The organism is Streptococcus periodonticum, from assembly GCF_003963555.1.
Classification (GTDB): Bacteria; Bacillota; Bacilli; order Lactobacillales; family Streptococcaceae; genus Streptococcus; species Streptococcus anginosus.
This window is the reverse complement of record NZ_CP034543.1, coordinates 22,501-40,514: the sequence shown is the minus strand read 5'-3', so window position 1 is coordinate 40,514 and position 18,014 is coordinate 22,501. Positions and strand designations below refer to the sequence as shown.

The 18,014-nt window shown below is 39.7% G+C and carries 15 protein-coding genes and 10 tRNA genes; all 25 read right to left on the bottom strand.

Annotated features, from left to right (window positions below; translation table 11 throughout):
* Positions 1 to 57: 57 nt before the first annotated feature.
* The 25 genes from purH to EHW89_RS00145 all read right to left on the bottom strand — a co-directional run bounded on the left by purH (position 58) and on the right by EHW89_RS00145 (position 17,965).
* Positions 58 to 1,605 carry a bifunctional phosphoribosylaminoimidazolecarboxamide formyltransferase/IMP cyclohydrolase gene (gene purH, locus EHW89_RS00265; protein WP_126466352.1) on the bottom strand — a complete coding sequence of 516 codons (1,548 nt, stop codon included), beginning with the start codon at positions 1,603 to 1,605 and terminating at the stop codon, positions 58 to 60.
* Between the two features lie 14 nt (positions 1,606 to 1,619).
* Positions 1,620 to 1,787 carry a hypothetical protein gene (locus EHW89_RS00260; RefSeq protein ID WP_003036929.1) on the bottom strand — a complete coding sequence of 56 codons (168 nt, stop codon included), beginning with the start codon at positions 1,785 to 1,787 and terminating at the stop codon, positions 1,620 to 1,622.
* A gap of 57 nt (positions 1,788 to 1,844) precedes the next feature.
* Positions 1,845 to 2,399, bottom strand: coding sequence for a phosphoribosylglycinamide formyltransferase (purN, locus tag EHW89_RS00255; RefSeq protein ID WP_126466351.1), 555 nt, complete (start codon positions 2,397 to 2,399; stop codon positions 1,845 to 1,847).
* Positions 2,399 to 3,421, bottom strand: a complete 1,023-nt coding sequence (purM, locus tag EHW89_RS00250; protein WP_193552985.1) for a phosphoribosylformylglycinamidine cyclo-ligase — start codon at positions 3,419 to 3,421, stop codon at positions 2,399 to 2,401. Before purM ends, purN begins: the two co-directional genes overlap by 1 nt.
* Positions 3,422 to 3,653: 232 nt before the next feature.
* Positions 3,654 to 5,117 carry an amidophosphoribosyltransferase gene (gene purF / locus EHW89_RS00245; RefSeq protein ID WP_126466349.1) on the bottom strand — a complete coding sequence of 488 codons (1,464 nt, stop codon included), beginning with the start codon at positions 5,115 to 5,117 and terminating at the stop codon, positions 3,654 to 3,656.
* 125 nt (positions 5,118 to 5,242) lie between these two features.
* A complete protein-coding gene (locus EHW89_RS00240; protein WP_126466348.1) occupies positions 5,243 to 8,968 on the bottom strand; it encodes a phosphoribosylformylglycinamidine synthase in 3,726 nt (1,241 codons plus the stop codon).
* A gap of 51 nt (positions 8,969 to 9,019) precedes the next feature.
* Entirely contained in the window at positions 9,020 to 9,727 is a 708-nt protein-coding gene (gene purC, locus EHW89_RS00235; protein ID WP_126466347.1) for a phosphoribosylaminoimidazolesuccinocarboxamide synthase, read from the bottom strand.
* A 158-nt stretch (positions 9,728 to 9,885) separates the two neighbouring features.
* Positions 9,886 to 10,131: an acyl carrier protein gene (locus EHW89_RS00230; RefSeq protein WP_025271538.1), complete on the bottom strand. Its 246-nt coding sequence runs from the start codon at positions 10,129 to 10,131 to the stop codon at positions 9,886 to 9,888.
* Positions 10,128 to 11,126 carry a phosphate acyltransferase PlsX gene (plsX, locus tag EHW89_RS00225; protein ID WP_126466346.1) on the bottom strand — a complete coding sequence of 333 codons (999 nt, stop codon included), beginning with the start codon at positions 11,124 to 11,126 and terminating at the stop codon, positions 10,128 to 10,130. The genes EHW89_RS00230 and plsX overlap by 4 nt, the downstream gene beginning before the upstream one ends.
* Positions 11,123 to 11,896 (bottom strand): DNA repair protein RecO, encoded by a 774-nt coding sequence (gene recO, locus EHW89_RS00220; protein WP_126466345.1) that lies wholly within the window; start codon positions 11,894 to 11,896, stop codon positions 11,123 to 11,125. Before recO ends, plsX begins: the two co-directional genes overlap by 4 nt.
* Entirely contained in the window at positions 11,874 to 13,061 is a 1,188-nt protein-coding gene (locus EHW89_RS00215; protein WP_126466344.1) for a pyridoxal phosphate-dependent aminotransferase, read from the bottom strand. Before EHW89_RS00215 ends, recO begins: the two co-directional genes overlap by 23 nt.
* Positions 13,062 to 13,212: 151 nt before the next feature.
* A complete protein-coding gene (locus EHW89_RS00210; protein ID WP_003027164.1) occupies positions 13,213 to 14,181 on the bottom strand; it encodes a ribose-phosphate diphosphokinase in 969 nt (322 codons plus the stop codon).
* Between the two features lie 132 nt (positions 14,182 to 14,313).
* Positions 14,314 to 15,540, bottom strand: coding sequence for a peptidoglycan hydrolase PcsB (gene pcsB / locus EHW89_RS00205; RefSeq protein ID WP_126466343.1), 1,227 nt, complete (start codon positions 15,538 to 15,540; stop codon positions 14,314 to 14,316).
* A 109-nt stretch (positions 15,541 to 15,649) separates the two neighbouring features.
* Entirely contained in the window at positions 15,650 to 16,150 is a 501-nt protein-coding gene (mreD, locus tag EHW89_RS00200; RefSeq protein ID WP_117645114.1) for a rod shape-determining protein MreD, read from the bottom strand.
* Position 16,151: 1 nt separating this feature from the next.
* Entirely contained in the window at positions 16,152 to 16,958 is an 807-nt protein-coding gene (gene mreC, locus EHW89_RS00195) for a rod shape-determining protein MreC (protein ID WP_126466342.1), read from the bottom strand.
* A gap of 84 nt (positions 16,959 to 17,042) precedes the next feature.
* Positions 17,043 to 17,130, bottom strand: a tRNA-Ser gene (locus EHW89_RS00190).
* A 10-nt stretch (positions 17,131 to 17,140) separates the two neighbouring features.
* Positions 17,141 to 17,214 (bottom strand) — tRNA-Ile (locus EHW89_RS00185).
* A gap of 39 nt (positions 17,215 to 17,253) precedes the next feature.
* A tRNA-Gly gene (locus tag EHW89_RS00180) sits at positions 17,254 to 17,324 on the bottom strand.
* Positions 17,325 to 17,339: 15 nt separating this feature from the next.
* A tRNA-Phe gene (locus tag EHW89_RS00175) sits at positions 17,340 to 17,412 on the bottom strand.
* A gap of 6 nt (positions 17,413 to 17,418) precedes the next feature.
* Positions 17,419 to 17,492, bottom strand: a tRNA-Met gene (locus EHW89_RS00170).
* Between the two features lie 12 nt (positions 17,493 to 17,504).
* A tRNA-Ser gene (locus EHW89_RS00165) sits at positions 17,505 to 17,594 on the bottom strand.
* Between the two features lie 14 nt (positions 17,595 to 17,608).
* Positions 17,609 to 17,682 (bottom strand) — tRNA-Ile (locus EHW89_RS00160).
* 14 nt (positions 17,683 to 17,696) lie between these two features.
* Positions 17,697 to 17,770, bottom strand: a tRNA-Met gene (locus EHW89_RS00155).
* A 6-nt stretch (positions 17,771 to 17,776) separates the two neighbouring features.
* A tRNA-Pro gene (locus tag EHW89_RS00150) sits at positions 17,777 to 17,850 on the bottom strand.
* Positions 17,851 to 17,891: 41 nt separating this feature from the next.
* Positions 17,892 to 17,965: transfer RNA gene (locus EHW89_RS00145), tRNA-Arg, on the bottom strand.
* Between the last annotated feature and the right edge of the window lie 49 nt (positions 17,966 to 18,014).

Below are 18,014 nucleotides of genomic sequence, written 5' to 3'. Positions count from 1 at the left end.
TCTCTCTGAACAACTTTAAAAACCTTGGAAAATCAATCCAAGGTTTTTATACTATTTTCAATGTCTAAAATGCCGTACACCTGTAAACACCATAGCAATGCCATATTTGTCAGCCATATTGATAGACTCTTGATCACGAACTGAGCCACCAGGTTGGATGATTGCTTTCACACCTGCGGCAGCAATTTCTTCAACATTGTCCGCAAATGGAAAGAAAGCATCACTAGCAAGGACAGCACCGTCAAGACGGTCTTTGGCTTGGTCAAGAGCGATACGAACAGAAGCTACACGGTTTGTTTGACCAGGACCAACACCCAGTGTCATATGGTCATTTGTCACGATGATACCGTTTGATTTCACGTATTTGATAGCTTTCCAAGCAAATTCAAGTGCTGTTTTTTCTTGGTCGTTTGGTTGACGTTTTGTCACAACTTTCCAATCAGCTGGATTTTCTTCGATAACATCTTGGTTTTGAACCAAAAGCCCACCGACAACACCAGTGTATTCTTTTTCAACTTGGCTAGTCTCTTGAGCTTCAAATGGCAATTGAAGAATACGCAAGTTTTTCTTCTTAGTTGTCAAGATTTCAAGGGCTTCTTCTGAATAACTTGGTGCAATGATGATTTCAAGGAAGATAGCGTGCATTTTCTTAGCTGTTGCGGCGTCAACTTCACGATTCAGCACAACAATACCACCAAAGATTGAAACTGGGTCTGATTCATAAGCGTAGTCCCAAGCTGTTTCAATATCATCAGCTTGTCCGATACCACACGGGTTCATGTGTTTAAGAGCAACAACGGTTGGACGGTCTTTGAAATCACGGATAATGCGGATTGCAGCATCAGCATCACGAATATTGTTAAAGGACAATTCTTTCCCGTTCAATTGTTTAGCAGAAGCAATCGAGTAGTCCGTTGGCAAAGCCTTTTGGTAGAAATCCGCGTCTTGTTGAGGGTTTTCACCATACCGCATGGGTTGTTTCAAATCATAAGTGAGGGTGAGTTTTTCAGGTTTTGTTTCTCCGACTTGTTTTGTGAAATATTCCGCAATCAAAGCGTCGTAAGCTGCTGTGTGACGGAAGACCTTAGCTGCCAAACGTTGACGCGTTTCAAAGTTTGTTTCACCATTAGCTGTCAATTCATCCAAAACAACAGCGTAATCAGCTGGGTCAACGACAACTGTAACACTAGCATGGTTTTTAGCAGCAGAGCGAAGCATTGAAGGACCACCGATATCAATATTTTCAACCGCATCAGCGTAAGTCACTTCTGGTTTCAAGATTGTTTCTTTGAATGGGTAAAGGTTAACCACAACAAGATCAATCAATTCAATGTGGTTATCTTTTGCAGCTTGAAGGTGGCTGTCAAGGTCGCGACGAGCCAAAAGGCCGCCGTGAATATTTGGATGAAGTGTTTTCACACGACCGTCCATCATTTCTGGGAAGCCCGTTACATCATCAATGGCGATAGTATCAACGCCTGCTTTATCAAGCGTAACTTTTGTTCCGCCAGTTGAGATAATATCCCAACCAAGTTTTTTTAATTCTTGAGCAAATTCAACAATGCCCGCTTTGTCTGAAACACTGATTAGTGCACGTTTTGTCATTTCAGTCCTACTTTCTACTTCTTTTTGTAAAATATAAACCACTCAATAGCAATACTGGCAATAAGCCCGATAGAATAAGCCAAGCAAAGGCGTAACGGATTTTCAAGATTACCAAATAGTACATTTACTATAAAGGCAACGACAATAAAAGTTAATACAAACACCAAAATCTTTTTTATCATCATAATCTCCTTATAAGGCAGCATACTAATAGCTAACTACGCTATCAAATACACGGACTACTTTTTCTTAACTCCTAAGCTCTCCAAAACATCTGGATAGAGTTTATACTCTGCTTCATGAATACGAGCTTCAAAACTGTCAATGGTATCATCAGCCAGACGAGGCACACGAACTTGTTTAATCACTTTTCCGGTGTCAACGCCATTGTCAACCCAGTGAACGGTCACACCGGATTGACTGACACCAGCATTCCAGGCATCTTCAATCCCATGAGCCCCTGGAAATTCTGGCAGATAAGCTGGGTGAATATTGATGATACGACCTTCGTAAGCTGCTAGCAAAGTCGGACCAACAATCTTCATATAACCAGCTAGGCAAACCACATCAATATCATATTTTTCAAGCAAAGTAACAATAGCTTCTTCGTAAGCTACTTTATTATCAAACTCTTTGAGTTCAAAAGCATGAGCTGTCACACCAAGTTTTTCAGCACGCTCTAAAACGTAGGCATCTCGATGATCTGAAAAGACAAATTCAACCGGAAATTGCTCCGCAATGACTTGAAAATTGGACCCGTTACCACTCGCAAAAACGGCAATTTTTTTGCTCATTATTTCATCACCACACTTGCATCAGCTTTTTTGACAATACGACCAAGTTCGTAAACTGGCTCATCAAGCAATTCTTTCACGCGCTCAACCTTATCAGGACTAACTGCCAACATAAGACCAATACCCATGTTGAAGATTTCAAACATTTCTTCGTGTTTGATGCTGCCATATTTTTCAAGAGCTTTGAAAATTGGAAGAACCGGAACTTTATCCTCTTCGATTTCAGCAGCTAAATCATCCGCAAACATCCGTGGGACATTTTCAATGAAACCACCACCAGTGATGTGAGCAATACCGTTAACCAATTCTTCTTTGATAAGTGGAAGCATCGCTTTAACGTAGATACGTGTTGGTTCAAGAAGAATTTCTTTTAATTTTTTGCCTTCAAGTTCTGGAAGCACTTCTTCACCTGTATAATCAGCAAAGACGCGACGCACAAGTGAGTAACCGTTTGAGTGAATCCCACTGGAAGCAAGCCCAAGAAGAACATCACCATCAGAAACTTTTGAACCGTCAATGATTTGTGATTTTTCAGCAACACCTACTGCAAAACCAGCCAAATCATAATCATCTTCGCCGTACATACCAGGCATTTCAGCTGTTTCACCACCGATAAGGGCTGCGCTGGACTGAACACAGCCTTCCGCAACACCTGCAACTACTTGTTCAAGTTTTGCAGGTTCATTTTTACCCGTAGCAATGTAATCTAGGAAGTAAAGCGGCTCTGCCCCAGCTGCAATGATGTCATTGACACACATGGCAACACAGTCTTGACCGATTGTATCGTGTTTATCATATTTGATGGCAAGCATGAGTTTTGTTCCCACACCATCAGTTCCTGAAATCAAAACAGGTTCTTTCACGTCCAGCTGAGACAAGTCAAACATCCCACCAAAACCGCCAAGAGCGCCCATGACGCCAAGACGTTCGGTGCGCGCAACGTGTTTTTTGATCCGTGCAACAACTTCATAACCCGCTTCAACATCAACACCAGATTGAGCATAAGCATTTTTTGTCATAATATTTTTCCTTCTCTTTTTTTGTCAAAAAACCATTTTGAAGATTGCGACGTTTTTTCAGTCAAACCATCATTTTGACCGAAAAAACTAGTCGGGTCTTTAGCTTTGGTCCCATAGGACAAAGCGTCCACTGACAAATGCTTTAGCCTTTAGTCAGTGGTAAGACGTGAAGCATAAGCATTTTTTGTCATAATATTTTTCTCCTTTTGGGAAATAGCAGAGCTATTAAACATTTCTATTTATTTTCATTAACTTCATGAATATAGAAGCTTGTTTTTTCTTCTAAGCTCTTGAGGTAAGGTTCTTCGTAATCGTAAAGTGGTGTTGGATACTTACCGTCAAAGTAAGCTACACACAAACCACCATTTGGCGCATCTGTATCAATACCGATTGATTCAATCAAACCGTCAATTGACAAGTAAGTCAAGCTATCAGCACCGATAATCTCACAAACTTCATCTTTGGTATGATTAGCTGAAATCAATTCACGACGATTTTGAATATCGATACCGTAGAAACATGGGTATTTCAATTCTGGACTACCGATTGCCACATGAACTTCTGTCGCACCAGCTTCACGAAGCAAACGAACGATACGGCGTGATGTAGTTCCACGCACGATAGAATCATCAACCATGACCACGCGCTTACCTTTAACAACACCAGATACGGCTGAGAGCTTCATGCGAACACCTTGCTCACGCAGCTCTTGTGTTGGTTGAATAAAAGTACGTTGTGTGTACTGATTTTTCACCAAGCCCATTTCATTTGGGAGACCTGATTCTTCAGCAAATCCCATCGCTGCTGAAAGTGATGAATTCGGTACACCAACAACAATATCAGCTTCATGTTGAAATTCCTGTGCCAAACGTTTCCCCATATTTTTACGAGCCGTGTGAACATTGACACCATAAATATCACTGTCAGGACGTGCAAAATAAATGTATTCCATTGAACAGATAGCAAGCTGTGTATCATTTGTGTAAGTGTCATACTGAATGCCATTGTCATCAATGATAACAAGTTCTCCTGGTTTTACATCACGAACCCATTTAGCACCAACCACTTCAAAGGCACACGTTTCACTTGATACTACCCAAGCACCATTTGCCATTTGCCCAATTGACAAGGGACGAAAACCATTTGGGTCAAGCGCAGCAATCAACTTATCTTCTGTCATCAAAAGGTAAGCAAAGCCACCTTTGACAGTGTTCAACGCTTCTTTGACTTTACCGATAAATTCAGGATTATGGCTACGGCGAATCAAATGCATTAGAATTTCAGTATCAGACGAAGCATTAAAAATCGCTCCTTGGTCCTCCAGTTCTTTTTTCAGCGACAAAGCATTTGTCAGATTTCCATTATGACAAAGGCCAAACTGTTCATCTGTAAAATTGTAAAGAAATGGCTGAATGTTGTTAATAGAAGCTGAGCCTGCTGTCGCATAGCGAACATGTCCAATTGCAGCATGCCCGGTCAATTTTTCCAAATCGGCAGGATTTTTAAATACTTCTGAAAGTAGACCTGTATTACGGTACTGAAGAAGTTTGCCCTTATCGTTTGTCACGATACCAGCACCTTCCTGACCGCGGTGTTGAAGACTATGGAGTCCAAAATAAGTCACTTGAGCAGCTTGAGGATGTCCCCAAATCCCAAAAACTCCACATTCTTCATTAAGAGATTTCACTTCGTATGTCATTTTTACCTCGATACAAAGGCCATTAAGCATCTAATCAAAATAGAAGAAATCCTGTTTTTCTAAGTTCTTTTTGATACATTGCTTAGGGGCCGTGTTCAGTACAGCATATCAACTGCTGTGCTTGATTATTCCCCTGTAAAGTATTTCACAGCGCTACGGAACAAGTGTTGGTCTTTATTTCCTGGAATATTTTGGAAAAGACCGTCTTCCCAGCGTTCTGAATGTCCCATTTTACCAATGATTTGACCATTCTTGCTGGTAATCCCTTCAATCGCATTAACAGATCCGTTTGGATTATATTTAGAATCCATGCTTGGTTTGCCATCAAAATCCACGTATTGGCTGAAGATTTGTCCGTTGTCACGGAGTTCTGCAAATTCCTCTTCCGTCACGACAAATTTCCCTTCACCATGTGATACTGGAATAGCATGAATATCACCAACTTTGACACCAAGAAGCCATGGTGAATTGGTATTGGCAATACGTGTCTCAACCATTTTCGCCACATGTTGGTTGGCATCATTGTAGAAAAGTGTCGGGCTTGTTTCAGTCGCATCTTCAAAGTTACCGTATGGAAGCAGGCCTGATTTCACAAGTGCTTGGAATCCATTACAGATGCCGATGATAAGGCCACCTTTTTCAATAAAGCTGTCAATAGCTGCGCGAACTTTTTGGTTCAACAAGATGTTGACAATGAATTTAGCCGAACCGTCTGGTTCATCAGCAGCCGAGAAACCTCCTGTAAAGAAAATAATATTTGCTTTACAGATGTTGTCAACCATTGTGTCAACTGAAGTCTCAATGGCTGCCTCATCAAGTGTTATGAACGGAACCAAATTCACTTTTGCTCCAGCTTGTTCAAAGGCTTTTGCTGAATCATATTCTGAATTTGTACCAGGGAAGACTGGAATGTAAACAAGTGGCTCTGCTACTTTCTTACTTGTTTTGATCACTGCATCTGAAGCAACTGCTGGAACATCTTCAAGTTTAGTACTTTGTTCAAATTCAGTTGGGTAAACATCTTCGAGTTTGCTTTCAAAGGCTGACAAAAGTTTATCACCTGCAAGGTTGACACCATTGATAGTAAGTGTAAAGTCAGCTGTAGTTTCACCGATTTTGTTAACTTCAGCAATTTCTTCAGTAGATGTAAAGATAAAGCCACCGAGTTGTGCTGTCAAACTAGTCTCAAGCTCTGTCAATTCTACTTTAGCACCGATATGGTTACCAAAAGCTGAAAGTGCCAAACTTTCAATCACACCACCATACTTAACAGCTGAAGCTGATGTGATATGGTGTGCTTTTTGAATCGCTTCAAATTTAGCAAAGTTAGCTTTGATCAAGTCAAAATCAATCTCTTGTGAAATAGCTTGCCCTGGAATGTAGTAAATGTATTCACCAGCTGTTTTAAATTCTGGCGAAAGAACATTACGACTATCAGCTGTTGTCACACCAAAGGCAACCAATGTTGGTGGTACTGTCAATTCTTCAAAGGTACCAGACATTGAATCTTTACCACCGATTGATGGTAAACCAAGTTGGATTTGTGCCTCGATCGAACCAAGCAGAGCAGCTACTGGCTGACCAAAGCGATCCGCTTGTTTATCCATGCGTTCAAAGTATTCTTGGTAAGAGAAACGCGCACGAGACCAATCAGCACCTGTTGCTACCAAGCGAGCTGTTGCTTCAATAACAGCGTAAGCTGCACCATGATAAGGTGACCACTCTGCAATATAAGGATTGAATCCCTGTGCCATGACAGAAGCTGTCGTTGTGACACCGTTTTGAACAGGAAGTTTTTGAACTGAACTTTCTGTTGGTGTGATTTGATAACGACCACCAATCGGATGGTTAACCGTTGAACGACCAACAGAACTATCAAAGATAGTTTGCAAACCTTTTTGACTAGCATGGTTAAGATCTGAAAGGACATTTACAGTGTCAGCTTCAAGTGTCACAGCTGATGTTGTGCGTTGTTCTGGCAGATCAACTTGACTGTCAACGACATTGGCATCAACCACCACGCGCACACCGTTTGTATCAAGGAAACGACGTTCAATATCAACGATTGTTTGACCATTCCAAGTCATAACAAGGTTTTGTTTTTCCGTAACTGTGGCAACCACTACCGCATCAATATTTTCCTTGTGACATTCAGTGATAAAAGCATCAACATCTTTCGGACGAACCACAACAGCCATCCGTTCTTGTGATTCAGAAATGGCAATTTCAGTTCCGTTAAGCCCTTGGTATTTAAGTGGTACTTTATTCAGATCAATTTCAAGACCGTCAGCCAATTCACCAATAGCCACACAGACGCCGCCAGCACCAAAGTCATTTGATTTCTTGATGAGACGAGTGACATTGCCATTGCGGAAAAGACGTTGAATTTTACGTTCTTCAATGGCATTCCCTTTTTGAACTTCTGCACCAGCCGTTTCAACAGATTCAACGGTTTGAACCTTAGATGAACCAGTTGCACCACCGACACCGTCACGGCCTGTTTTCCCACCAAGAAGGATGACCACATCACCAGCTTCTGGTTTTTCACGAACAACATTCCCTTTAGGAGCTGCACCGACAACGGCACCAAGTTCCATACGTTTAGCGACGAATCCTGGGTGGAAGTATTCTTTAACGTAAGTTGTGGCAAGACCGATTTGATTCCCATATGAAGAATAACCATGTGCCGCTGTCTTAGAAATCACTTGCTGCGGCAATTTGCCGGCACGCGTCTCAGCAATCGGTGTTGTAATATCACCAGCACCTGAAATACGCATTGCTTGATAAACATAAGAACGTCCTGACAATGGGTCGCGGATTGCACCACCGATACAGGTCGCCGCACCACCAAATGGTTCAATTTCTGTTGGGTGATTGTGTGTTTCATTCTTGAACATCAAAAGCCATGGTTCTTTAAGACCGTTCACATCAACTTCAATTTCAACAGAACATGCGTTAATTTCGTCTGACACTTCCATATCGTCCAAGCGACCATTCTCACGTTCATAACGACCAAAGATTGTCGCCATGTCCATCAATGTTTGTGGTTTTTCAGAACGTCCAAGTTCATCACGCATAGCAATATATTTATCATAAGTTGCCTGTAATTGTTTTTGGAATTTAGACGCTGAGAAATCAATATGTTTAAGCTCAGTTTCGAAAGTTGTGTGGCGGCAGTGGTCTGACCAATAAGTATCCAAAACTTTCAATTCTGTTTCCGTTGGCACGCGCCCAATTGATTTAAAATAATCTTGAATAAAAACAAGATCATCCACTTCCATTGCCAAACCTTGCTCAGTTTTATAATCAGCAAATTCAGCTGCTGTATAAGTCTTGAAGAAATCAAGATTTGGAATCGTTTTGTCCGACTCTGAAAATGCTTGCGGTGCAATTCCTGTCGTAATATCTTTAAAACGAGAATCTACTGGATTAAGAAGATAATTCTTAACCGCATCAAGTTCAGCAGTATCAATATCTTTGTTAACAAGATAAAGTTGAGCCGTATTAACCGTTACATCATTACTGCTGCCAAGAAGGAGTAATGCTTCTTGTGATGAAGCCGCACGCTGATCAAATTGACCTGGAAGTGATTCGATAGCAAAGAAAGCATAGTTAGCAAGTTCAGCAACCACATCACTTTCAGCCAAAATAGTATCAGTTACCTGTTCAGAGAAGATGTGCTTTTCAGCACGCTCAAAAAGCGAATCTGCCAAGCCAAACACATCATACACTTGAATAATACGCAAATCGGTCAAACTCGTTAATTGAAGATTGTGTTTGAGTTCTTTAACAAGCGCCTGAGCCTTAATGTTAAAATTTGATTTTTTCTCAACGAAAATTCGTTTATTCATTTTTTACCCTTTTTAGAATTCTTCTTTCTACTTAATTAGAAATCACAGTTTTTAGTTAAGCCCTTTGAGTTTTTCAAGGACAACTTCGTAAACATCTGTCAAACTACCTAAATCACGACGGAAAACATCTTTATCCATGTGATGACCTTCAGCATCCCAAAGACGGCAGTTATCTGGTGAAAATTCATCCGCAAGAATAATTTTGCCATCTTTGTCTTTACCAAATTCCAATTTGAAATCAATCAAATTAAGACCAATTTGGCTGAACCAATCTTTCAAAAGTTCATTAATACGACGTGTTTCTGCTTTAATATAAGCAATATCTTCATCACTTGCAATAGCAAGGAATTTTACGTGCTCATCATTGATAAATGGGTCATCCAAATCATCATTTTTGTAGTAAAATTCAACGATTGGAGTATCTAATTCAATACCTTCTTCTACCCCAAAACGTTTTGAGAATGAGCCTGCAGTGACATTACGCAAAACAACTTCAAGTGGAATGATATCCACTTTCTTATTCAATTGTTCGGTTTCTGACAATTGTTTAACAAAGTGAGTTGTCACACCTGCTTCATTCAATTTCGTAAAAATGAAAGATGAGATTTGATTATTAAGAACGCCTTTACCTTTAATAGTCTCTTTACGAGCACCATTAAGCATTGTCGCTTGGTCTTTGTAATGTGCAATAATAAGATTTTCATCATCTGTTAAAAATAAATCTTTAGCTTTTCCCGAATATAATAATTTACCCGCCATTTTAATATTCGCCTTTCACCTTTTTCTGACTTAAGTCTATCATATTCAAAAAGGATTTTCAAGAAAATGCCGTACAATATTCGCAAACATCAAAAAAACAGCTGGGGTTTCAACTGTTTTCTCATATTTTCTTTATTTAGTCAATAAAAAGTTCGTTTTTATGCTTCCTTCAAATTTTTCTGCACACAAGCGACAACATCACTCACATTCTTCAACTCATCTATATCTTCGTCTGAAATTTCAATACCAAATTCATCTTCCACAGTTAGAATAAATTCCATCAAATCAACAGAATCTGCTTGTAAGTCATCTTTCAAACTAAGTGTTTGAGAAACTTGAAATCCCTCACCACGACTTTCCTGAATAATTTCTACGATTCTTTCGTAAATTTCTTGTTCTGTCATTCTGCCCCTCCCGAAAATTCATTTACTGCTTTTCCTACAACATCCGTTTCCAACATTGTACGAATTTGACGAATCGTGCTGTAAACCGCTTTTGCATCACTCGCTCCATGTGTTTTAACAACAGGTGCTTTCACTCCAAACAAAACAGCACCGCCTACATCAGAATAATTTAAACTACTCTTCAAAGACTTTAGACTGTCTTTCAGTAACATTGCACCTAGTTTTGCTTTCCAGCCACCATCTAAAATAGATTTTTTAAGCTGGCTCATAATCCCCATGGCTGTTCCCTCCATGGCTTTCAACACAGCATTACCTGTAAATCCGTCCGCTACCACAACATCTGCTACATGATCCATTAAATCACGCGCTTCCACATTTCCAATAAAATTTAGCGAGGAGTCCGCTGCTAACAAATCATACACTTCCTTACGAAGCGGATCACCCTTGCTCGCTTCTGTTCCATTGTTTAAAAGCCCTACGCGTGGTTGTTTGATTCCACGTACATTTTCAGCATAAAATGACCCTAAAATAGCATACTGATGCAAATGATGAGCTGTATTTTCCGCATTAGCCCCCAAATCCAACATATCAAAGCCTTTGCCATCTGTCGTTGGTAACGTAGACATCAATCCCGGACGATCAATATTCTTGATACGGCCAACAATGAAAAATCCCGCAGCCAGAAGCGCTCCCGTATTTCCGGCAGAAAGAACGGCATCAGCTTCTCCGTCCTTTACTGCTTTTGCCGCTAGCACCATGCTGGCATTTTTCTTCTTGCGAATTGCTTTAGTTGGCTCATCGTCCGAGTTGATTTTTTCATCCGTATGAACAATGCGAACTCGCTCACTTGCCTTTAAATACTGCTTGATTTTTGCTTCATCTCCATAAAGGATGACTTCAATATCCGAAAAATCGTTCAGTGCTCGATTAACCCCCTCTACGACAGATTGTGGAGCATAATCGCCACCCATGGCATCAATTGCTATTTTTTTCATTTCGACTCCTTGTTCTTTAAAATTTCTCCCCAGTCTCCCAGAGAATCAATAAATTTTTTGGGCTTTAGATGAATCCCAACATATTCTTCATAAATTTGATCAATCACTTTTCGTAATTGTCGTTTTAACTCAGGATTCAAAGAAATAGTCTCCAATTCACTATATTGAACCGCTTGAAATTGGTCTAATAAATAAGGAATGTTGGGATCCAAATGACTCCGTCGCTCGTCCTTGTCGTAATGCTCCGGACATAAAACGCCGTTATAAGTAAAAGAAAAATCAAACGGTAATCCTATTCGGTGGCAAAAGCAGCATTCATGGAAATTCAAAGAAACACCAAAACGTGACAAAATTTGAATTTCAAAAATATTGGTCAGCACCTCATAATCCAAGCCCTGCTCCATCAATTCCAACGTTTTTTGCAAAAAAGCAAAGAGAGCCGAATCTATTTCATTATCCTGAATACTGGCGTCTGCCAGAGCTACCACATAAGTTGCATAAGCCATTGTAAACAAATCATGATTGATATGCTGGAAAGTCGTAACCTCTTGATAATCATCGATATAACTCAAACCGTCATCATTTATTTTCATCAAAAAATCGGCCACTACCAATGGTTGGACAACCGGATTCAACTTAGAATTTCTAGCATGTTTCACGAAAAACATTCGCTTACCAGCCTGCTCTGTGAAAATTTTGACCAGCTTATCATTTTCTCGGAAATTACGATTATAGAGAACCAAACCTTTACTTGTGATGGATTTCAGCATACTCCTCCATATATTCCTCAAGCCGCTTCATAGCTTCTTTTATCGTATCCATGCTGGCCGCATAAGAAAGACGTACATAACCTTCCCCATACTGACCAAAAGCAGCACCAGGAATGAAAGCAACTGCTTTTTTTTGTGCAAAATCCTTTAAAAAAGCAAAAGAATCTTGATTGTAGCCAGCTGGAATCTTGGCAAAAATGTAAAATGCACCATCTGGTTTGATAATCTTAAAACCCAGCTCCGTCATTTTTTCGATAATGTAATCGCGACGCTCAATATATTCCCTTTTCATTGGCTCTGCATCGTCTTTACCCGCTGTCAATGCCTCCACTCCTGCAAATTGAGCCATCGTGTTTGCGGCTGTCACCAAATATTGGTGACTTTTAATCAATTGAGCCGTAAAAGCAGCTGGAGCAAAGGTGAAGCCTAGACGCCAACCTGTCATCGCATGCGATTTAGACAAACCATTGATTACAATCGTTTGCTCTGGTAAAAATTCTGCAATAGATACATGTGGTTGCTCGATATAAGTCAACTCAGAATACACTTCATCACAAACAACAAAGACGTCATACTTTTTCAATACATCGGCTAACGCAGCCATTTGTTCTCGTGAATAAGTCACTCCTGTCGGATTAGCTGGATAATTTAAAATCACTGCTTTAAGCTGATTTCCTTGCTCTAAAATCGCTTTTTCCAACATATCAGGTGTTAAAACAAAGTCATTTTCTGTGGTATCAATCTCGACAATTTCTGCTCCCACAAGATTCACAATCGGCTCATATCCTGGATAAGCAGGTGCGGGCAAAAGCACCTTATCTCCTTCTTCTAAGATAGCCGTCAACGTAGTAGACAAAGCTTCAGTTGCCCCAATTGTCACTAAAATTTCTGTTTCAGGATCATAAGAAAGATTGTATTTTTCTTTTACAAATTCACTGGCTGCCTGACGCAATTCTAACAGCCCACTCATGCCTGTATAATGACTCTTGTTTGCATCAATTGCCGCTTTTGCAGCTTCTTTTACATGATCTGGAGTTGTAAAATCAGGCTCTCCTAATGTCAAACGAAGAACTCCAGGAATGTTCGAAATAGATTGATCAAATTGCCGAATCAAAGAAACTTCAATTTTATCTAAATTTTTGTTAAAACGTTTCGCCAAATCCATATCTTACCTCCAAAATCTGATAGAACTATTATACTATAAAACCTAAGTCATAGCAAAAATATCATAATATTGAGAAAATTCATCACTTATCATCTGATTGAAGCAAAAGAATCACTCCAGCTATCAGAGTGATTCCCTTCTAGATTTCTTATTAAAGAGCCGTTAAAGTTTCAAATAATGGCGAAAGAGGACGTTTTTCATGGATACGTACAATCGCCTCTGCCAAAAGATGAGCAATCGAAATTTGTTCAATTTTATCAATTAAACGTTCTTCTGGCAAATAAATTGTATCTAACACGACCAATTTTTTAATCGCTGATTTCTGAATATTATCCATAGCAGGACCCGAAAGTACTGGATGAGTACAGCTTGCATAAACTTCTACCGCACCTGCCTCAGCAAGCGCATCAGCAGCATGGCAAATTGTCCCAGCTGTATCAATCATATCGTCAATTAAAATACAAGTTTTGCCTTCTACTTTACCGATGATATTCATCACCTCACTCGTATTCATCTTATCTACACTACGGCGCTTATCAATAATAGCAATCGGTGTTTTCAAAAATTCAGCTAATTTACGAGCGCGCGTCACACCACCGTGGTCAGGGCTAACAACTACATAATCGCTACCTGTCATCCCACGACGTTCAAAATAATCCGCAATGAGAGGAGCCCCCATAAGATGATCTACTGGAATATCAAAAAATCCTTGAATTTGAGCCGCATGCAAATCAATTGTCAGCAAACGATCAACACCAGCCACTTGCAACATATTTGCAACTAATTTTGAAGTAATTGGCTCACGAGCACGTGCCTTTCGGTCTTGACGAGCATAGCCATAATAAGGCATTACAACATTGATTGATTCAGCACTTGCACGCTTTAAAGCATCCACCATGATTAAAATTTCCATCAAATTATCATTGACGGGCGAGCTCGTTGACTGCAAGATAAAAACATGTTTTCCGCGGATAGATTCTTCGATATTTACTTGAATCTCCCCATCAGAAAATTGACGCACAGTTGACTTTCCAAGCTCCATACCAATCTCTTGAGCAACACGTTTAGCCAGTTCCTGGTTAGATGAAAGAGCAAAAAGCTTTAAATCAGAAAACGACATGATTTCCTCCAGTATATATTCGTTTCTTTGTAAGTCAGTTACAAATTTCTCCACTTAACATTGTAACCCTTTTTAGTGAATTTTTCAATTAAAAATAAAAAACGCAAGATGCGCTTTTTATCTTTATATTCATTAATTTGGATAGATGTAAGTAAATGAACCTTGTCCTGCAGCAGCTGGATTGAACCAACCACGATAATTTCCAATAGCTTGATTACCTGCATAATTTGCTTCAGATACTTGAATACTTGTAGCTGATTGAACAGCTGTTACAACAGCAACGTGTCCATAACCACCATCGTTCCATGAAATGATCGCACCTACTTGAGGTGTTGAACCTGTACGGAAACCAGCTGCAGCCGCACTTGCTGCCCATTGAGCCCCATTACCCCAGTAATCACCAGCCCACGGAGCTAATGTTTTTGCTCCCCATGTACATTGACCAACTGGATAAGTTGAAGCAGATGAACTATATGTAGGACGGCTCACAGTTCTAGTAGTAGTAGTTGCTGCTTGTTGCGTCACATTTGTTTGAGTTGGCGTAGCTGCTGCACCACTATTGTTGTTTACAGCTTGTACTTGTGCTGCCAAACTTGTATTAGCAGAAGAAGCTACAGCTTGTTCTTGCGCCGCTTGTTGTGCTTTATAAGCTGCTTCTTGTGCTGCTGCCTCTTCAGCTGCCTTTTGTGCCGCTGCTTTTTGTGCCAACAATGAGTTCTTTTCACCTTCAGCAGTTGCTTTTTCCGCAGCAAGATTCAACTGCGCTGCTTTTAGTTCAGCTTGCTTAGTAGACAATGTTTTTGCATCATTTGCAAGTGTTTGTTGATTTGCGATAACAGTATTTATCGCTTCATTATTTGCTACTTGTTTTTCAGAAATAGCTTTTTTATCTTGTTTTTGTTGTTCCAACATTTTATTGTTTGCTGAAACAATTTCGCTCATAGCAGAAACACGTGAAATAGCTTCTGTAATCGATTTTGAATTTACAATTGTATTGATATAGCTTGTAGCTGTACCGCTCGTTTGAGCACTACGTGCTTGATTAGCCAATGATTCATTACGCGCTACAATATTCTTAGACAACGTTTCGATTTCAGCCGATAATTTTGTTGATTCAGCTTGAAGTTTTTCGTTTTCAGCTTTCAATTTTTCTTGCTGAGATTGAATAGATGAAACTTGAGCTTGAATTTGATCTACTTGAGCTTGAGCTGATTTTTGTTGATCATTCAAACTATTAATTTTGCTATCTTGTGCAGCGATTTTGTCATCAGTAGAATCTGCATGTACATTTACAAGAGATGCTCCCTGTGCAAAAACCATTGTACTTAATAAGATTGACGTAAGTAATTTTTTCTTCATAAACAATTATACTCCTATTCGATAAGACATTTATAAGTATAACAAAAAAAGGCGCTGAGTATGTTACGCCTTTGTTACATTTCTATTTCCAATTCATCATAAAATCTTATCATAAATATATCTTCTCCAAAATTGGTTGAAGCAACAAAAAGAATAGTAAATTTGAGACCATTGTCGGAGCAATTGTATAAACGACAAAATCTGCAAAAGACATTTGAGCTAGATGGGTAACATTTGCCAAAGCGAACGTAGCCACCTCAAAGAAAAATACTAAAATGGCAACTGTTAAAAAACGACTAACTCGATTAGACATCAAAACAGAATTATATTTACTAATAACAATCCCCACTAAAGGCAACAATAGTGTCGAAATGCCGATAATATGAAAATAATACGCATCATACAATAAACCAATTAACAGCAACATGATAAAATTAGTATTTTCTGAAAGATTTATCGAAATATACAAAATAAAGATAAGCAAAAGATGACTTAGTAAGTGGATATTATTTGGAAATAAATTAGTTAAAAGATTTGAAAGATGGCCATCTACTAACATCACAACAAATAAAACCAAAAAGGGTAAAATGTAGCTTTTAAAAAATTTCATATCAATTTCCTACTAATGTCACCACACGAATATCTGATAAATCCGCACTTGGTTTTACAAAGACTTCTTTTGTTAAATGGTCCGATTTTTCAGTAACAGAAAGGACTGTTCCAACCGGAATATTAGGAATGTTGTACGTTCCTAAACCACTGGTCACAACTTTCTCACCTTTTTTAATGGTATCCGAACTATTTAACTGACTGATAATAAAAGCAGATTTTTCTTTACTGTAGCCAACAATCACACCATAAATTGTGCTTGTCTCCGTTTGAATTCTTACTGAAATATTATCAACATTTTTATTATTTGTTAAAAGATTTACTTGGCTAGAATGAGAAGCGACATCTTTCACACTACCAATCAAGCCACCGTTTGCCACCGCGAGCATTGTATTTTGAATTCCATTTTGACGACCAGCATTGACAGTTAATTCAGATAACCAAGAAACAGGCATACGCGTGATAACATCAGATGAAACCGTTTTTTTTGACTCATAAAGATTTCTCATTTCTAATAGTTGTCTTAATTGAGCATTTTCATCTTTTAATGAAGCTGAATCAGCAGATTGTTCTTCTGCTTTAAATAAAGCTTTTTTTAATTGCTTGTTTTCTTTATATGTCCGTGATAAATCAGTCAAATCTGATTTAACATCCACCAAAAAATTAAATGGTTTTGAAATAATATTATCCAAAATAGAAACAACATTAGAAGTTGCATTCACCACACCTAAAGAACGAGTAGTAACTAAAAGTACAGAAGTTACGATTATCAAAATAGCAGTCATAATAATAAATTTGGATTTTTTCATACGATTCACTCTACTCCCACAATAGACACTCCAGATTCAACAGGTAATAGAAAAGGAGATAGCTAACGCTACACTCCTTCAATACGGAGAATGGGGGATTCGAACCCCCGCGCCAGTTACCCGACCTAACGATTTAGCAAACCGTCCTCTTCAGCCTCTTGAGTAATTCTCCAAAAATATTATGGGCACGAGTGGACTCGAACCACCGACCTCACGCTTATCAGGCGTGCGCTCTAACCACCTGAGCTACGCGCCCAAGTCCAAAAACTTGGTATGGTTGAACATCTCTGTTCAAAGCGGGTGACGAGAATCGAACTCGCGACAACAGCTTGGAAGGCTGTAGTTTTACCACTAAACTACACCCGCTTAATTATTCAAAAATGGCGCGAGACGGAATCGAACCGCCGACACATGGAGCTTCAATCCATTGCTCTACCAACTGAGCTACCGAGCCTACCTATTGCGGGAGCAGGATTTGAACCTACGACCTTCGGGTTATGAGCCCGACGAGCTACCTAGCTGCTCCATCCCGCGCTATTCCTACTAAGGAGGATGTGGGATTCGAACCCACGCACGCTTTTACACGCCTGACGGTTTTCAAGACCGTTCCCTTCAGCCGGGCTTGGGTAATCCTCCACAATATAACAAAATGGACCTTGTAGGACTTGAACCTACGACCACTCGGTTATGAGCCGAGAGCTCTAACCAGCTGAGCTAAAGGTCCAACAAGATCAATTATAGCGGCGAAGGGGATCGAACCCCCGACCTCCCGGGTATGAACCGGACGCTCTAGCCAGCTGAGCTACACCGCCATAGTATCGGGAAGACAGGATTCGAACCTGCGACACCTTGGTCCCAAACCAAGTACTCTACCAAGCTGAGCTACTTCCCGTATGGATAGAAAAAATGAAGTCCTAGGAGACTTCTTTTCTATGCACCCTAGAGGAGTCGAACCTCTAACCGCCTGATTCGTAGTCAGGTACTCTATCCAGTTGAGCTAAGGGTGCTCTTTCTATGAATATAAAATCATTATATCACAAATACAAAAAAAGTCAA